Source organism: Cyanobium sp. T1B-Tous, from assembly GCF_024345475.1.
In the GTDB taxonomy this organism is placed as follows: Bacteria; Cyanobacteriota; Cyanobacteriia; order PCC-6307; family Cyanobiaceae; genus Cyanobium_A.
On sequence record NZ_JAGQBE010000012.1, the window covers coordinates 14,027 to 28,441 of the forward strand.

Below are 14,415 nucleotides of genomic sequence, written 5' to 3' on the forward strand. Positions count from 1 at the left end.
CTGTCCTCAATTCTGTACAGGCTGTACAACTTGTACAGGTTGTACAGAATCTGGAAGGCACATGCGCTCGCCCCAGCCCGACTCCGCCACCACCCCGGAGGCCTCCTTTGGCGTGGAGGCGGCGCGGCGGCGGCTGCCAGAGCTGCTGGAGCGGGCTGCGGCCGGCGAGCGCATCGTGATCCGGCGGCACCGCACCCCCATGGCCGCCCTGGTGCCCCTGGCCGGGCAGGCGCCCACCGATCCGAGCCTGCGGCAGCGGCAGGTACAGAGCCTGATGGGTCTGCAGGGCAGCGGCCGTGGCTGCTGGGACCCCAACCAACGGCATCCGGCCCGCCCAGCCCCGGCAGCCCCCGCCTTTGTGCAGCCCGTTCAGCACCTGGGGCCCCCAGGTGAGGCACAGCGCCAACGCGCCTTCAATCCCCGCCTCCTAGCCCACGGCTCCCGGATCGCCCTCGACAGCACGGCACTGGTGGCCTTTCTGGCCGACGCCAAGGGCGCCGGCAAGCACCTCGAACCCCTCCTGCAGGGCATTGCGGCGGGGTATTGGATCGGGGTCGTGAGCAGCGTGAGCCTGATCCGGGTGCTCGAGGGACCCCTGGCCTGCGGCGATGAGGCCCTGGCCCAGCGCTACACCAAGGCCTTCGAGAACCCGGTCCACTGGCAGTTAGTGCCCGCCGATGCCGCCATCGCGGCAGCGGCCGTGCGCCTGCGCCGCCAGGAGCCCCAGCTCGACGACAGCGCCGCCATCGAACTGGCCACCGCGATCCAGGCCGGTGCTGCAGTGCTAGTCACCGACCATCCCGCCCTGGCCCAAACTGGACAGCACCCCGTGCTCAGTGCCCTGCGGGTCTGAGTCCCTCCCCATGCCCATCCACCTGTTCTGGGGCGACGACGAGGCGGCCCGCAACCGCGCCGTGGAGGCGCTGGTGCAGGAGCAGCTGGATCCCGGCTGGGCCAGCCTCAACCTCAGCCGCCTCGATGGCAGCGACGCCGGCCAGGCCGCCCAGGCCCTGGAGGAAGCCCGCACCCCCCCCTTCGGTGCCGGCAACCGGGTGGTGCTGCTGCAGCGCAGCCCCTTCTGCAGCCAGTGCCCGGCCGAGCTGGCCGAGGGCTTTGAGGCCGCCCTCGGCCAGGTGGCGGATGGCTGCCACCTGCTGTTGGTGAGCGCCGGCAAACCCGACGCCCGGCTGCGCACCACCAAGGCCCTCCAGAAGCTGGTGAAGGCGGGCCAGGCCAGCGAGCAGAGCTTTGCCCTGCCGGCCATCTGGGACGGCGCCGGCCAGGTGGAGCTGGTGAGCCGCACCGCGCGGGAACTCGGGCTGAAGCTAGAGCCGGCCGCCGCCGAAGCCCTGGCCGACGCGATCGGCAGCGACAGCGCCCGCCTGGCCAGCGAACTGGAAAAACTCAGCCTCTACGCCGCCCCGGGCGCGCCGATCAGCCGGGCCGCCGTGCAGGCCCTGGTGGGCGGCCAGAGCACCAGCGCCCTGGCGGTGGGTGACGCCCTGCTGGCGGGCCAACCGGCCGAGGCCATCGCCTGCCTCGACGCCCTGCTGGAGGCCAACGAACCGGCCCTGCGCATCGTGGCCGCCCTCACCAGCCAGATCCGTGGCTGGCTGTGGGTGACCCTGCTGGAGCGGGCCGGCGAACAGGACGTGGCCGTGATCGCCAAGGCCGCCGGCATCGGCAACCCCAAGCGCATCTACGTGATGCGCAAGCAGATCCGCGGCCGCCAGCCCGCCGTTTTCCTGCGCCTGCTCAGCCAGCTGCTCGATGTGGAAGCCGCCCTCAAACGGGGCACCGACGCCGGCGACGCCTTCCGCGACGGCTTCCTGCTCTGCGCCTGAGCCCAAACCAAGCCTTGGACCAAGACGGATAATCAAGCGTTCTTTCCCCAACGCCCGCCGCCGCGCCCCGCCATGGCCCTGCTGGTTCAGAAGTTCGGTGGCACCTCGGTGGCCGATGTGGAGCGCATCCAGGCGGTGGCCCGCCGCGTCGCCCGCTGCCGCGAGGAGGGCCATGAGCTGGTGATCGTGGTGTCGGCGATGGGCCACACCACCGACCAACTCACCAGCCTGGCCGGGGCGATCAGCACCAATCCGCCCCAGCGGGAGATGGACATGCTGCTGGCCACCGGCGAACAGGTGTCGATTGCCCTGCTGTCGATGGCCCTCCATGCCGAGGGCGTTCCGGCGGTTTCAATGACCGGCACCCAGGCGGGGATCGTCACCGAATCGGCCCACGGCCGCGCCCGCATTCTGGAGATCCGCACCGAACGGCTGCAGCGCCTGCTGGCCGAGGGCCAGGTGGTGGTGGTGGCCGGCTTCCAGGGCACCAGCAGCGGCGCCGGCGGTACCCCGGAGATCACCACCTTGGGCCGCGGTGGCTCCGACACCTCGGCCGTGGCCCTGGCCGCTGCACTCGGCGCCGATGCCTGCGAGATCTACACCGACGTGCCCGGCGTGCTCACCACCGACCCCCGCAAGGTGGCCGACGCCCAGCTGATGGACACCGTCACCTGCGACGAGATGCTGGAGTTGGCCAGCCTCGGTGCCGCCGTGCTGCACCCGCGCGCGGTGGAGATCGCCCGCAACTACGGCGTGCCCCTGGTGGTGCGCTCCAGCTGGAGCGAGTCCCCCGGCACCCGCCTCACCAGTGGCACGCCGCGGCCGATCGGCCATGAGGGGCTGGAGCTGGGCAAACCGGTGGATGGCGCCGAGCTCGACACCGATCAGGCCGTGCTGGCCCTGTCCCACGTGCCCGACCGGCCCGGGGTGGCGGCCCAACTGTTTGAGGCCCTGGGCCAGGCTGGGCTCAACGTGGATCTGATCGTGCAGGCCACCCACGAGGGGGCCTCCAACGACATCGCCTTCACCCTGGCGGCCGCCGAAAGCGACCGGGCCCAACTGGTGTGCCGGGAAGTGCTGGCAGGCCTGGGGGCGGCGCTGGGAGATGGCGGCGCCCAGCTCAGCGCCGAGGCGGGGCTGGCCAAGCTGAGCATTTCCGGCGCCGGCATCATGGGCCGGCCTGGGGTGGCCGCGAAGCTGTTCGACACCCTGGCCCGCGCTGGCATCAACCTGCGCCTGATTGCCACCAGCGAAGTGAAAGTGAGCTGTCTGGTGGCCGGGCACCAGGCCGCCAAAGCCCTGCGGGCCGCGGCCGAGGCCTTTGAGCTGCCCGAGCAGCACCTGCGCCGCAATCCCGAGCCCTGCTCCCTCGGCAACCCGGCCGTGCGCGGTGTGGCCCTCGACCGCGACCAGGCCCAGGTGGCCGTGCAACGCCTGCCGGATCGCCCCGGCACCGCCGCGGCCGTCTGCCGCACCCTGGCCGATGCGGGCATCAGCCTCGATGCCATCGTGCAGTCCGAGCGCACCCACGGTGAGGGCGATGCCCGCAGCCGCGACATGAGCTTCGTGCTCAAGCGCGACGACCTGGCCCGGGCCGACCAGGCCCTGGCGCCCCTGCTGCGCCAATGGCCCGGCGCCCGCTTCGAGGAAGGGCCTGCCATCGCCCGCATCAGCGCCGTCGGCGCCGGCATGCCCTGCACCCCCGGCACCGCCGCCCGCATGTTCCGCTGCCTGGCCGACGCGGGCATCAACATCGAGCTGATCGCCACCAGTGAGATCCGCACCAGTTGCGTGGTGGCCGAAGCCGACGGCCTTGGGGCCCTGCAGGCGGTGCATGCCGCCTTTGGGCTGGGCGGGGCCATCAACCACCGCGCCGAAGGCACCGAAGCACCCGTGCCATGAGCTGGGCCCGCCACCGCTTTCCGCTGGCCCTGGCCGCCGGCCTCGACGCCGCCGGGCTGGTGGGGATCGCGGTGGCCGTGAATGGTCTGCGCCGCAGCAACCTGGCCGAGCAGCAGCTTCTGCTGCTGGTGCTGGTGCTGCTCTACCTGAGCCTGGGCTGGCTGTTCGGCTCCTACACCCTGCTCAAACGGTCACGGCTGCGCTGGACCCAGCTTCTGCTGCGCCTAGGCGTCACCAGCGCCGCCAGCCTCACCGCCGGGGCGTTGCTGGGCTGGTTGCTGCGGGTGCCGCCCGACATCGGCCTGCTGCACCGGGGCAGCCTGATTCCCCTGTTCAGCCTGGTCACCATCTGGAGCGCCCTGGTGCGTCTTGGGCTGCGGCAGGGTGAGCGCCTCTCTCCGCTGCCGGCCTGGCAGATCGTGGCGCTCCCCCAGGAAATCGAGGCGATCACCCGGGAATGGCGCCGCTCCAGCAACAACGCCCCCGCACCCACCATCCTGCGCTTCAGCCCAACGCTGTGGGCAACCGATGGCCCCAGCGCCGCCATCGCCCTCAGCACCGGCGTGGCTGCCGAGGCGAACGTGCAGCAGTTCTGCCAGGAGGTGGTGGGCCAGGGGCACCCGGTGCTGGGCCTGGCGGCCCTGGCGGAACAGGAACTGCAGCGGATCCCGCCCCACTGGGTGGCCAATCAATGGCTGCTGTTCTCCAGCCGGATCGATGGCGAACACAGCACCATCCAGCAGCAGCTCAAACGCTTCGCCGATGTGGTGATCAGCGTGCTGCTGCTGCTAATCACCAGCCCGATTCTGGCCCTGGCGGCGCTGATGATCCGGGCCCAGGACGGCGGGGCGGTGATCTACCGGCAGCAGCGCAGCGGCCTGCTGGGGCAACCCTTTGCCGTGCTGAAACTGCGCACGATGGTGCCCCAAGCCGAAACGGGCTCAGCCCTCTGGGCCACCGAGCAAGACCACCGCATCACCCCGATCGGCCAATGGCTGCGCCGCACCCGCCTCGATGAACTGCCCCAGCTGATCAATGTGCTGCGCGGCGAGATGAGCCTGATCGGCCCGCGCCCGGAACGGCCCGAACTGGAAGGTCAACTGGAGGCGGAGATTCCCAATTACCGCCTGCGGCATTGGGTGCGGCCGGGCCTGAGTGGCTGGGCCCAGGTGAACATGCCCTACACCTCAAGCGTCGAGGATTCCGAGCTGAAACTCAGCTACGACCTCTACTACCTGCGCAACGCAGGCCTCTGGCTCGACCTGTTGATCCTGGCCAAAACCATCAAGATCGTGCTCAAAGCCGCCGGTCGCTGACCCCTGTTTAAGCCTTGCCCACCAGCTTCTGGCGCAGGGTCTTGATCTTGTCGCGCAGGTTGGCAGCCTCCTCGAACTCCAGGTTCTTGGCGGCTGTTTTCATCTTCTCCTCGAGCTGCTGGATCAGCTCCGGCAGCGAATCGAGGGGCACTTCGTTGTGCTCGGCCTGCTCGGTGGCCTGCTCGAGCTGATCGTCGTTGAGCCGGCGCGACACCTCCAGAAAGGCCAGGATCGAATTGCCCGCCCGCTTGCCCGCCGGGGTGGGCGTGATGCCGTGCTTCACGTTGTAGGCGTGCTGGATGGCGCGGCGGCGCTCGGTTTCCGAGATGGCCTTGGCCATCGAATCGGTGAGGTTGTCGGCGTAGAGAAGGGCCACCCCCTCGATGTGGCGGGCGGCGCGGCCAATGGTCTGGATCAGGGAGCGCTCGGCCCGCAGGAAGCCCTCCTTGTCGGCATCGAGGATCGCCACCAGGGACACCTCCGGTAGATCCAGGCCTTCGCGCAGCAGGTTGACCCCCACCAGCACGTCGTACTCGCCATTGCGGAGGTCTTGGATGATCTCGATCCGCTCGATCGAGTGGATCTCGGAGTGCAGGTAGCGCACCCGCACGCCGTTCTCGGCCAGGTAGTCGGTGAGGTCCTCGGCCATGCGCTTGGTGAGGGTGGTCACCAGCACCCGCTCGCGCTTCTCAGCCCGGGTGCGGATCTCGCCGAGCAGGTCGTCCACCTGGCCTTCGGTGGGACGCACCTCCACAATCGGATCGAGCACGCCGGTGGGGCGGATCACCTGCTCCACCACCTGGCCCGTGCTCTGCCCCAGCTCCCAGTTGCCCGGGGTGGCGCTCACGAAGATGGTCTGGCGCGCCTTCTCCCAGAACTCCGAGCCCTGCAACGGCCGGTTGTCCGCCGCACTGGGCAACCGGAAGCCGTGCTCGATCAGCACCTGCTTGCGGGATTGGTCGCCGTTGTACATGGCCTGCAACTGGGAGCAGGTGACGTGGCTCTCGTCCACCACCAGCAGCCAGTCGTCGGGGAAGTAGTCGATCAGGCATTCGGGCGGGGTGCCGGCTTCGCGGCCAGCGAGGTGGCGGGCGTAGTTCTCCACACCGTTGCAGTAACCCACCTGCTCCAGCATCTCCAGGTCGTAGGTGGTGCGCTGCTCCAGCCGCTGGGCCTCCAGCAGCCGGCCCTGGCCGTTGAGCACCTCAAGTCGCTCGCGCAATTCGGTGCGGATCGCCTGGATCGCATCGGCCAGCCGCTCCTTCGGGGTCACGAAGTGCTTGGCCGGATAGATGTTGATGCTGTCCAGGCTCTGCAGGATCTCACCGGTGGTGGGATCCACGTAGCGGATGGCCTCCACCTCGTCGCCGAAGAGCTCGATGCGCACCAGCCGGTCTTCGTAGGCCGGGCCGATCTCCAACACATCGCCGCGCACGCGGAAACGACCGCGGGAAATTTCCAGGTCGTTGCGGGAGTACTGGTTGTTGACCAGCTCCCGCAGGGAGCCGCGCAGATTCAGGGTCTCACCCACCTCGAATCTCACCGCCGCCTTGAGGTATTCCGAGGGAATCCCCAGGCCGTAAATGCAGCTGATCGAGGCCACCACGATCACGTCCTTGCGCTCGAACAGGGAGCGCGTCGCCGAGTGGCGCAGCATGTCGATCTCCTCGTTGATCGACGCCGTCTTGGCGATGTAGGTGTCGGAGACGGGCACATACGCCTCCGGCTGGTAGTAGTCGTAATAGGAGATGAAGTACTCAACGGCGTTGTTCGGGAAGAACTCCCGCAGCTCGTTGCAGAGCTGGGCCGCCAGGGTCTTGTTGTGGGCCAGCACCAAAGCCGGTCGCCCCGTCTGGGCGATCACGTTGGCGATGGTGAAGGTCTTGCCGGTGCCGGTGGCCCCCAGGAGGGTTTGGTAGCGCTCGCCCCCCTCCACGCCCTGCACCAGCCCAGCAATGGCGGTGGGCTGGTCACCCTTGGGCTCGTAGGGGGCGTGGAGCTGGAACGGAACCATCCCCCCATTCTCGGGGGCCATTGGAGTCGCTGTGACTCCGGGAAGCCGAACTCAGGCCACCGGCGCCGCGGTGATCAGCGCTGCCGCCCGGGTGAAGTCCACATCAAGGCCCAACACCCGCAGGATCAGGGCCGAGAGCACCGCGTACACCACACCGCCGAGAATCGCACTCACCACACCGTTCTTGAGGCGGAACCCCTTGATCAGCCAGGCCGCCAGGCCAAACAGGATCACGGTGATCACCCAGTTGAACAGCAGGCTCACCGGACTGATCAACCCGCCCAGGCTGGTGATCGCCCAGACGGGTCCCAGCACCAGCTTCAGCGGCCAGATCAACAGGGTGCCCAGCAGGCCGATCACCACCGCGGAGAGCAGGGCGATCGGAAAGCTGCTCACCTCCACGCCGAGGGGCAGCCACGCCACGATCAACAGCACGATGGCCCGAATCGGCCACTGCAACAGCCACATCAAACCCATGACAGACGAGCAGGGATCAACCCCCGCAACGTAGACATGGGTTCAACCCAAGACCAACTCGCCTGGCGTCAAACGGCAACGCTTGCGCGGTTGGGCAGGGCTTCCCGCAGGCCGCGCACGACCGCCACCATGGCGAGCTCATCCTGGAGCCTGTTGATCGCCGAACCCACGCCCACCCCGGCGGCGCCGGCGGCGATGGCCATTGGCACGGTGACCGCCGAGAGGCCAGAGGCACACAGCACTGGAGCGGTGGCCCCGGCCGACTGCAGGGCGCGGCTGATGCTGTGGGCCGCGGCCAGGGTGGGGGCGGCCTTCTCGATCAAGCCGAGGCTGCCGGCGCTGAAGGGCTTGGCGCTGGTGCCGCCCTCGGTTTGGATCAGATCGGCCCCGGCGGCCACCAGATCCAGGGCCAGCTGCTCCTGCTGATCGAGGGGCAGCACATGGGGCACGGTGACGCTCAGCACCACCTCGGGCAGCAGCGCCCGCGTGCGGCGGGTGAGCTCCAGCACTTCAGCCGCATCGAAAACGCGGCCGAGGGGATAGAAGGCGTCGTAGTTGCCGATCTCCACCAGGGCGGCCCCGGCAGCGACGGCGGCGGGGAACAGCTCGGGATCCACGGCACTCACACAGATCGGCAGCCCGGACACCTCGGCCGCCAGACGCACCAGGGCCGGATCACAGGCCACATCAATCAGATCGGCTCCGCCCTGGCCAGCCGCCCGGCTGATCCGCTCCACGGCAGCGGCGTCGAAGTTGGTCAGGCCCGCGATCACCTTCAGGAGGCGACGCTCCACCAAGGCGGCTTGCAGCGAGCTGGGCAGGAGGGCGAGACGCGACTTCGCAACCATGGGGACGCAAGCATTGGGATAGTGGGGTGATTCTCCCATCCAGAGGCCCTACGGCCCAGGCCCCAACCCACCAACCCGTTCCGCGCTGGGGGCCCGACCACCTGCGGCTGCACCGCCACCTGCTGCGCCATCCGGAACTGCTGCCTGCGGGGGCCACCCTGCTGCTGGCCCTCTCGGGCGGGCAGGACTCCATGGCCCTGCTGGCCCTGCTGCATGACCTGGGCCGACTGCACCATTGGTCCCTGCAGCTCTGGCACGGCGACCACCGCTGGCGGCCGGACTCCAGCCGTCAGGCCGCCGAGCTGGAACGCTGGACCGCCGCCCTGGGACTGGAGCTGCACATCGACACCTGGGAGCCAGCGGCGGCCCAAAACGACCTGGATCCCCGCAGTGAAGCCGGCGCCCGCCAGTGGCGTTACGGCCAGCTGCAAACCCGGGCCCGGGCCCTGGGGGCCAGCCACGTGGTGACGGCCCACACCGCCAGCGACCGGGCCGAAACCCTGCTCCTGCACCTCGCCCGCGGCAGCCACCGCCGCGGCCTGGCCAGCCTGCGCCGCCAGCGTCCCCTCAGCCCCGGAGCGGAAGACACCGCCCCCATCCTGCTGAGCCGGCCCCTGCTGACCTTCTCCCGGGCCGACACGGCCCGCCTCTGCAGTGAACTGGAGCTGCCGGTCTGGATCGACCCCTCCAACAGCGACTGCCACTTCAGCCGCAACCGCATCCGGGCCGAGGTACTGCCCGTGCTGGAGGAGCTGCATCCCGGCGCAGCCCAACGGATCAGCGCCCTGGCCGAACGGCTGGTGGAGGAGGTGAACGACCGCGATGCCCTGGTCGACCTGGCCCTGCAGGCCCTGGACGCTGGTGGGCCGAACCAGACCCTGCGGCGCCCCGAGCTGGTGCGGCAGGCCCCCGCCACCCAGCGCCAACTGCTGCATCGCTGGCTCGAACGCTTCAGCGGCCAAACCTTGACGGCCCGGCAACTGGAAGACCTCCTGCCGCGCCTGCAGGCCGGCCAGCCGCCTGGCACAACCGCGCTGCGCACGGGTTGGCAGCTCCGGTGGGATCGCTGCACACTGTGGCTGAATGCTCCCCCCTCGCCCCCAGCGCAATGACCGCCTCGCCGGAGTCTCTGCAACAGCGCTACGAAGCCATCGAGCGGGTCTACAGCGAGCGTCAATGGGACGATGTGGCCCGCCTGAGCGAAGCGCTGCTGCTGGAACTGCCGGACGACGCCAGCCATCCCCTGCGCCAGCGGCTGCAGCTGTTGCTGGGCCACACCTACCTGTACGGCTACCAGGATGCCGCTACAGCCACAGGCTTCTACAACCGGGTGCGCGCCGCCACCTCAGAAGCCGTTCTGCGGGACATCGCCGACCAGGGGTTGGAGCAGTGCGCCAACCAGGCCGCTGGAAACACCCCAACGACGGGCTCAGGCCCAACCACGGCGGAGAGCTCCGCTGCAGCAGGCGGCCAGGCGTTTCCGTTCAGCTCCACACCCGTCGCGGTTGGGGCGGGCGCCACAGATGCCGTGCCTGCCATGCCCTGGATGACCCAACGGGATGAGATCCCCGTGGCCGCAGCCGAGGCTCAGACACCGGGGGCTCCTGCGGATCCCTCACCAGGGCTGGCCGTCGGATCCGAGCCGGAGCTGGTGGTGGAGGTGGTCGAAGAGCCGGAGCTCATAGACGTGGCCCAGGCCGATCCCGCCCGGGCCGAAGAGCTGGAGGTGGCCATCCGTTCGGAGAGCACCCACGAGCCCGCGGGCAGCTTCAGCCCCGAGGAGATTGCCGATCTCTCCAAGGGGCTGCTGCGGGTGGTGATCCGCTAAGGCTGCAGCGCTGCCCGGCTCAGCCGGCGGCGGCGGAGCGGCGGCGGCGGGTGCGGCCGGCGGGTTCCGGCTCAAGCTCCACCGCTGCCGCTGAAACCGCCGCGGCCACAACGGCTGTTGCTGTAGCCGTGGCCGTGGCCGGAGCCGCCACCGGAGCTGGGGTGGCCGGAGCGCCGACGGCAGCCAGCTGACGCTGGGGGGCCGGGGCCCGACCCCGCTCATCCCGGGCTGCATCCCGACCGCCGCCACGACCGCGGGGCGCCGGGCGGCTGTCGGGCTCGGCATCGGCCCGGCCCTTGTAGGCCGGCGTGCCGGCGGGGGCGGGCTGCACCAAACAGATGATCAGGGGTTCCACCTGCAGCTCGCGGCGCAGACGGCGCTGGAGGCCCACCTCCACCTCCCGCTGCACGCCCACCCAGTCGACGTCGGGGGCCTTGCCGCCGGTGTTGCGGCAGAGCTGGTTCCAGCGGTTCTCCAGCACCCAGCCGATCTCCCGCTCAGCCCACATCGAGAGCTTGCGGGCATCGGCCGTGGTGACGACACCGCGCAGGTTCACCCGGGGGGGTGCAGCCATCACACCATCGATGCTGATCACGGCCAGCAGGGTGATCACGCCGTCTTCCGCCAGCTGCTGACGCTCCTTCAGCACCCGGGCATCGACGATGCCATTGCGGGAGGCATCCAGCAGTTCGATACCCGCTTTCACCGGATCGCCCTTGTGGATCGAATCGGCGGTGAGTTGCACCACGTCGCCGTTGTCGATGATCAGGATGTTGTCGGCCGGCACGCCCATCGACTGGGCGGTCTTGCTGTGGGCCACGAGCATGCGGTGCTCGCCGTGCACCGGCACGAAATATTTGGGCTTGGTGAGGGCCAGCATCAGCTTCTGGTCTTCCTGGAAGCCGTGGCCGGACACGTGAATGCCCTCGCCCTTGCCGTAGACCACCTTGGCTCCCTGCATCATCAGCCGGTCGATGGTGTTCACCACCGAGATGGTGTTGCCGGGGATCGGGCTGGCCGAGAAAATGATCGTGTCGGTGCTCTTCACCTGCACCTGGGGGTGCTCCCCGCGGGAAATACGGCTCAGGGCGGCCAGGGGCTCACCCTGGCTGCCGGTCATCAGCAGGAGGGTTTCGCGGTCGGGCAGATCGCGAATCTGCTTGATCGGCACGAACAGGTCATCGGGGGCGCGCATGTAACCCAGCTCCCGCGCCTTGGCGATCACGTTGAGCATGGAGCGGCCCAGCAGGCCCACCTTGCGGCCGTTCTTGAGGGCCAGCTCCAGGATCATCGACACGCGATGGATCGAGCTGGCGAAGGTGGTGATGATCACCCGGCCTTCGGCCTGGGCGATGTGGCGATCCAGGCAGGGGAACACCGAGCGCTCAGGCGGGCAGAAGCCCGGCACCTCGGCGTTGGTGGAATCGCTGAACAGGCACAGCACACCCTGATCGCCGTAGTGGGCCAGGCGAGCCATGTCGAAGGTTTCGCCGTCCACGGGGGTGTGGTCGAACTTGAAGTCGCCGGTGAAGATCACCGTGCCCACCGGAGTGGTGATGGCCAGCGAGAAGCTGTCGGCCATCGAGTGGGTGTTGCGGATGAACTCCACCGAGAAGTGCTGGCCCACCTTCACCACGTCGCGCGGGGCGACGGTCTGGAGGATGGTGCGATCCATCACACCGGCTTCCTCCATCTTTCCGGTGAGCATGGCCAGCGCCAGGCGCGGCCCATGAATCACAGGGATGTTGAAGTTCTTGAGGTGGTGGGCAATGCCCCCAATGTGATCTTCGTGACCGTGGGTCACGATCATGCCGCGAATGCGCTTCTGGTTTTCCTTCAGATAGCTGGTGTCCGGCATCACCACGTTGACGCCGTGCATGCCATCGCTGGGGAAGGCCAGGCCGGCATCCACCAGCATGATGTCGTCGCCGTACTCGAACACACAGGTGTTCTTGCCGATCTCGTGCAGGCCGCCGAGGGGGATCACCCGCAGGTGGGGCTGGCTGGGGTTGGAGGACCGGGAGCCGTGGTTGCTGCCATTGGAACTGGACATAGAAGGGAAACGATCAGGGAAGGGAAACGGACGGAGCGGATCTGGTCTCAAGCCTTGGCGTCAGGTGGGACGCAGGGCGGCCAGGGTTTCGGAAAGGCGTTGTCGCACGTCGGCAGTGGCGGACAGCAAGGGAAGACGGGGGGCACCCACCGGCCAGCCGCAGAGCTCCAGGGCGGCTTTGACGGGGATGGGATTGGTGGTGCAGAACAGGGCCTTGCACAGGGGCAACAGCTGCTCATGCAGGGCCAGGGCGAGGGCCTGATCGCCCTCGAGGAAGGCGTGCACCATGGCGCTGATCTGGGGGCCGGCCAGATGGCTAGCCACACTCACCACTCCCACGGCCCCCACGGCGAGCATCGGCAGGGTGAGGGCGTCATCGCCGCTGTAGATGGCCAGACGGTCGCCACAGAGGGCCCGCAGCGCACTCACCTCTTCGGTGGTGCCGCTGGCGGCCTTGAAGCTCACCACATTGGGGCAGTCGAGCAGCCGGGCCACGGTGGCCGGCTCCAGGCTGGTGCCGGTGCGACCGGGGATGTTGTAGAGCATCAGCGGCAACTCGGGAGCTGCCGCGGCCACGGCGCGGAAATGGGCTTCCAGGCCGTCCTGGGGAGGCTTGTTGTAGTAGGGCACCACTACCAGGGCACCGTCGGCTCCGAGGGCTGCGGCCTGGCGGGTGGCCTCCACCGCCTCAGCGGTGCAATTGCTGCCGCTGCCGGCCAGCACCCGGGCCCGATCGCCCACGGCTCCCTTCACCGCCGCAAACAGGGCGTGCTGCTCGTCCCAGCTGAGGGTGGGGGATTCGCCGGTGGTGCCGCACACCACCAACCCATCGGAGCCATGGCTCACCAGGTGATCGGCCAGCCGGGCGGTGAGGGCCAAATCCACGGAGCCATCGGCAGCAAACGGCGTGACCATGGCCGTCACCACGCGGCCAAATGGCGCAGACGCCTCCTGGGGGCGGCTCAAGCGGCACCTCCCGGGGTGGCGTTCGGGCCCTGGATCAGCAGTTCGGCGATCTGAATGGCATTGAGGGCTGCCCCCTTGCGGATCTGATCGCCGCAGAGCCACAGCTCCAGGGCATTGGGCTCGCTCAAATCTTGGCGGATGCGACCCACAGCCACCGGATCCCGGCCGGTCACATCCGTGGGCATGGGGAAGCGGTTGGCCTCGAAGTTCTCCAGCAGTTCCACCCCGGGAGCCACCGCCAGCAGGGCGCGGGCCTCCTCCACCGGAAAGGGCTCGTGGAATTCGATGTTGACGGCTTCCGAATGGGCCCGCAGCACCGGCACCCGCACACAGGTAGCCGAGAGCCGCAGCTCAGGAACTCCCATGATCTTGCGGGTTTCGTTGACCATCTTGAGCTCCTCCTCGCAGTAGCCGTTGGGCTGGAGCGGCGAGTTGTGCAGAAACAGGTTGAAGGCCAGCGAGTGGGGCAACACCGCACTCACCGGTTCGCCGCCATCGAGCACGGTGCGGCTCAGGCTGCGCAGCTCCTCCATGGCCCGGGCTCCGGCGCCACTGGCGCTCTGATAGGTGCTCACCACCACCCGACGGATGGCCCGCCGCGCCGCCAGGGGAGCCAGGGCCAGGGTGAGCAGGATCGTGGTGCAGTTGGGGTTGGCGATGATGCCCCGATGGCTGAAGGCAGCCTCGGGGTTCACCTCAGGCACCACCAGCGGCACCTCCGGGTCCATCCGAAAGGCACTGGAGTTGTCGATCACCACGGCCCCGGCCTGGGCCGCCACCGGAGCCCACTGCCGCGACACCGAGCCACCAGCCGAGGCCAGCACCACATCGACGCCCTCAAAGGCAGCGGCCTCAACCGGCTGGATGGTGAGCGCCTGGTCCTGCCAGCGCAGGCTCTGGCCGGCGGAGCGGGGCGAGGCCAGCGGAATCAACTCCCCCACGGGAAAACGGCGCTCCTCGAGCAGTTCGAGCAGTTCCTGACCCACCGCACCGGTGGCTCCCAGCACCGCCACCCGCAGGGGTCGGTTGGGAAGGGAGATCGGGGTGGGAGAAAGGGCGGTCTGGGCGGCGGTCAAGGGAGCGGGAACGGGATCGAAAGCGAGTGGCGGAACCGAGTTGGGGACGAAACCCGGGCCGAATGCTGAAGGGCCAGAGGGCTGAAGCTGC

General features: G+C 69.0%; 12 protein-coding genes. 6 read left to right on the plus strand and 6 right to left on the minus strand.

Annotation, left to right across the window (positions count from 1 at the left end; translation table 11 throughout):
* Positions 1–61 precede the first annotated feature (61 nt).
* The 4 genes from KBY71_RS04710 to KBY71_RS04725 all read left to right on the plus strand — a co-directional run bounded on the left by KBY71_RS04710 (position 62) and on the right by KBY71_RS04725 (position 5,062).
* On the plus strand, positions 62–853 hold the full coding sequence (locus KBY71_RS04710) for a hypothetical protein (protein ID WP_254927809.1): 792 nt from the start codon (positions 62–64) through the stop codon (positions 851–853).
* A 10-nt stretch (positions 854–863) separates the two neighbouring features.
* Complete coding sequence (gene holA / locus KBY71_RS04715) at positions 864–1,844, plus strand: DNA polymerase III subunit delta (RefSeq protein WP_254927810.1); 981 nt, start codon at positions 864–866, stop codon at positions 1,842–1,844.
* A 72-nt stretch (positions 1,845–1,916) separates the two neighbouring features.
* Positions 1,917–3,746, plus strand: a complete 1,830-nt coding sequence (locus KBY71_RS04720; RefSeq protein WP_254927811.1) for an aspartate kinase — start codon at positions 1,917–1,919, stop codon at positions 3,744–3,746.
* Complete coding sequence (locus KBY71_RS04725; protein ID WP_254927812.1) at positions 3,743–5,062, plus strand: exopolysaccharide biosynthesis polyprenyl glycosylphosphotransferase; 1,320 nt, start codon at positions 3,743–3,745, stop codon at positions 5,060–5,062. Before KBY71_RS04720 ends, KBY71_RS04725 begins: the two co-directional genes overlap by 4 nt.
* A gap of 7 nt (positions 5,063–5,069) precedes the next feature.
* On the opposite strand, the gene uvrB is transcribed toward KBY71_RS04725, so the two are convergent.
* From uvrB to KBY71_RS04740, 3 genes are all read right to left on the minus strand, one after another.
* A complete protein-coding gene (uvrB, locus tag KBY71_RS04730) occupies positions 5,070–7,076 on the minus strand; it encodes an excinuclease ABC subunit UvrB (protein WP_254927813.1) in 2,007 nt (668 codons plus the stop codon).
* A 51-nt stretch (positions 7,077–7,127) separates the two neighbouring features.
* On the minus strand, positions 7,128–7,553 hold the full coding sequence (locus tag KBY71_RS04735) for a phage holin family protein (RefSeq protein WP_254927814.1): 426 nt from the start codon (positions 7,551–7,553) through the stop codon (positions 7,128–7,130).
* Between the two features lie 68 nt (positions 7,554–7,621).
* Positions 7,622–8,401 carry a DUF561 domain-containing protein gene (locus KBY71_RS04740; protein ID WP_254927815.1) on the minus strand — a complete coding sequence of 260 codons (780 nt, stop codon included), beginning with the start codon at positions 8,399–8,401 and terminating at the stop codon, positions 7,622–7,624.
* A gap of 26 nt (positions 8,402–8,427) precedes the next feature.
* Here KBY71_RS04740 and tilS point away from each other — a divergent pair, with 26 nt between their 5' ends.
* Positions 8,428–9,513 carry a tRNA lysidine(34) synthetase TilS gene (tilS, locus tag KBY71_RS04745; RefSeq protein ID WP_254927816.1) on the plus strand — a complete coding sequence of 362 codons (1,086 nt, stop codon included), beginning with the start codon at positions 8,428–8,430 and terminating at the stop codon, positions 9,511–9,513.
* Positions 9,510–10,229 (plus strand): hypothetical protein, encoded by a 720-nt coding sequence (locus tag KBY71_RS04750; protein WP_254927817.1) that lies wholly within the window; start codon positions 9,510–9,512, stop codon positions 10,227–10,229. The genes tilS and KBY71_RS04750 overlap by 4 nt, the downstream gene beginning before the upstream one ends.
* 19 nt (positions 10,230–10,248) lie before the next feature.
* Here KBY71_RS04750 and KBY71_RS04755 read toward each other — a convergent pair whose 3' ends face one another.
* Genes KBY71_RS04755 through KBY71_RS04765 form a run of 3 tightly spaced genes read right to left on the minus strand, consistent with a single transcriptional unit; the run spans position 10,249 to position 14,324 of the window.
* Entirely contained in the window at positions 10,249–12,282 is a 2,034-nt protein-coding gene (locus KBY71_RS04755) for a ribonuclease J (RefSeq protein WP_254927818.1), read from the minus strand.
* A 60-nt stretch (positions 12,283–12,342) separates the two neighbouring features.
* Positions 12,343–13,248 (minus strand): 4-hydroxy-tetrahydrodipicolinate synthase, encoded by a 906-nt coding sequence (dapA, locus tag KBY71_RS04760; protein ID WP_254927819.1) that lies wholly within the window; start codon positions 13,246–13,248, stop codon positions 12,343–12,345.
* Positions 13,245–14,324 (minus strand): aspartate-semialdehyde dehydrogenase, encoded by a 1,080-nt coding sequence (locus tag KBY71_RS04765; protein ID WP_254927820.1) that lies wholly within the window; start codon positions 14,322–14,324, stop codon positions 13,245–13,247. The genes dapA and KBY71_RS04765 overlap by 4 nt, the downstream gene beginning before the upstream one ends.
* Between the last annotated feature and the right edge of the window lie 91 nt (positions 14,325–14,415).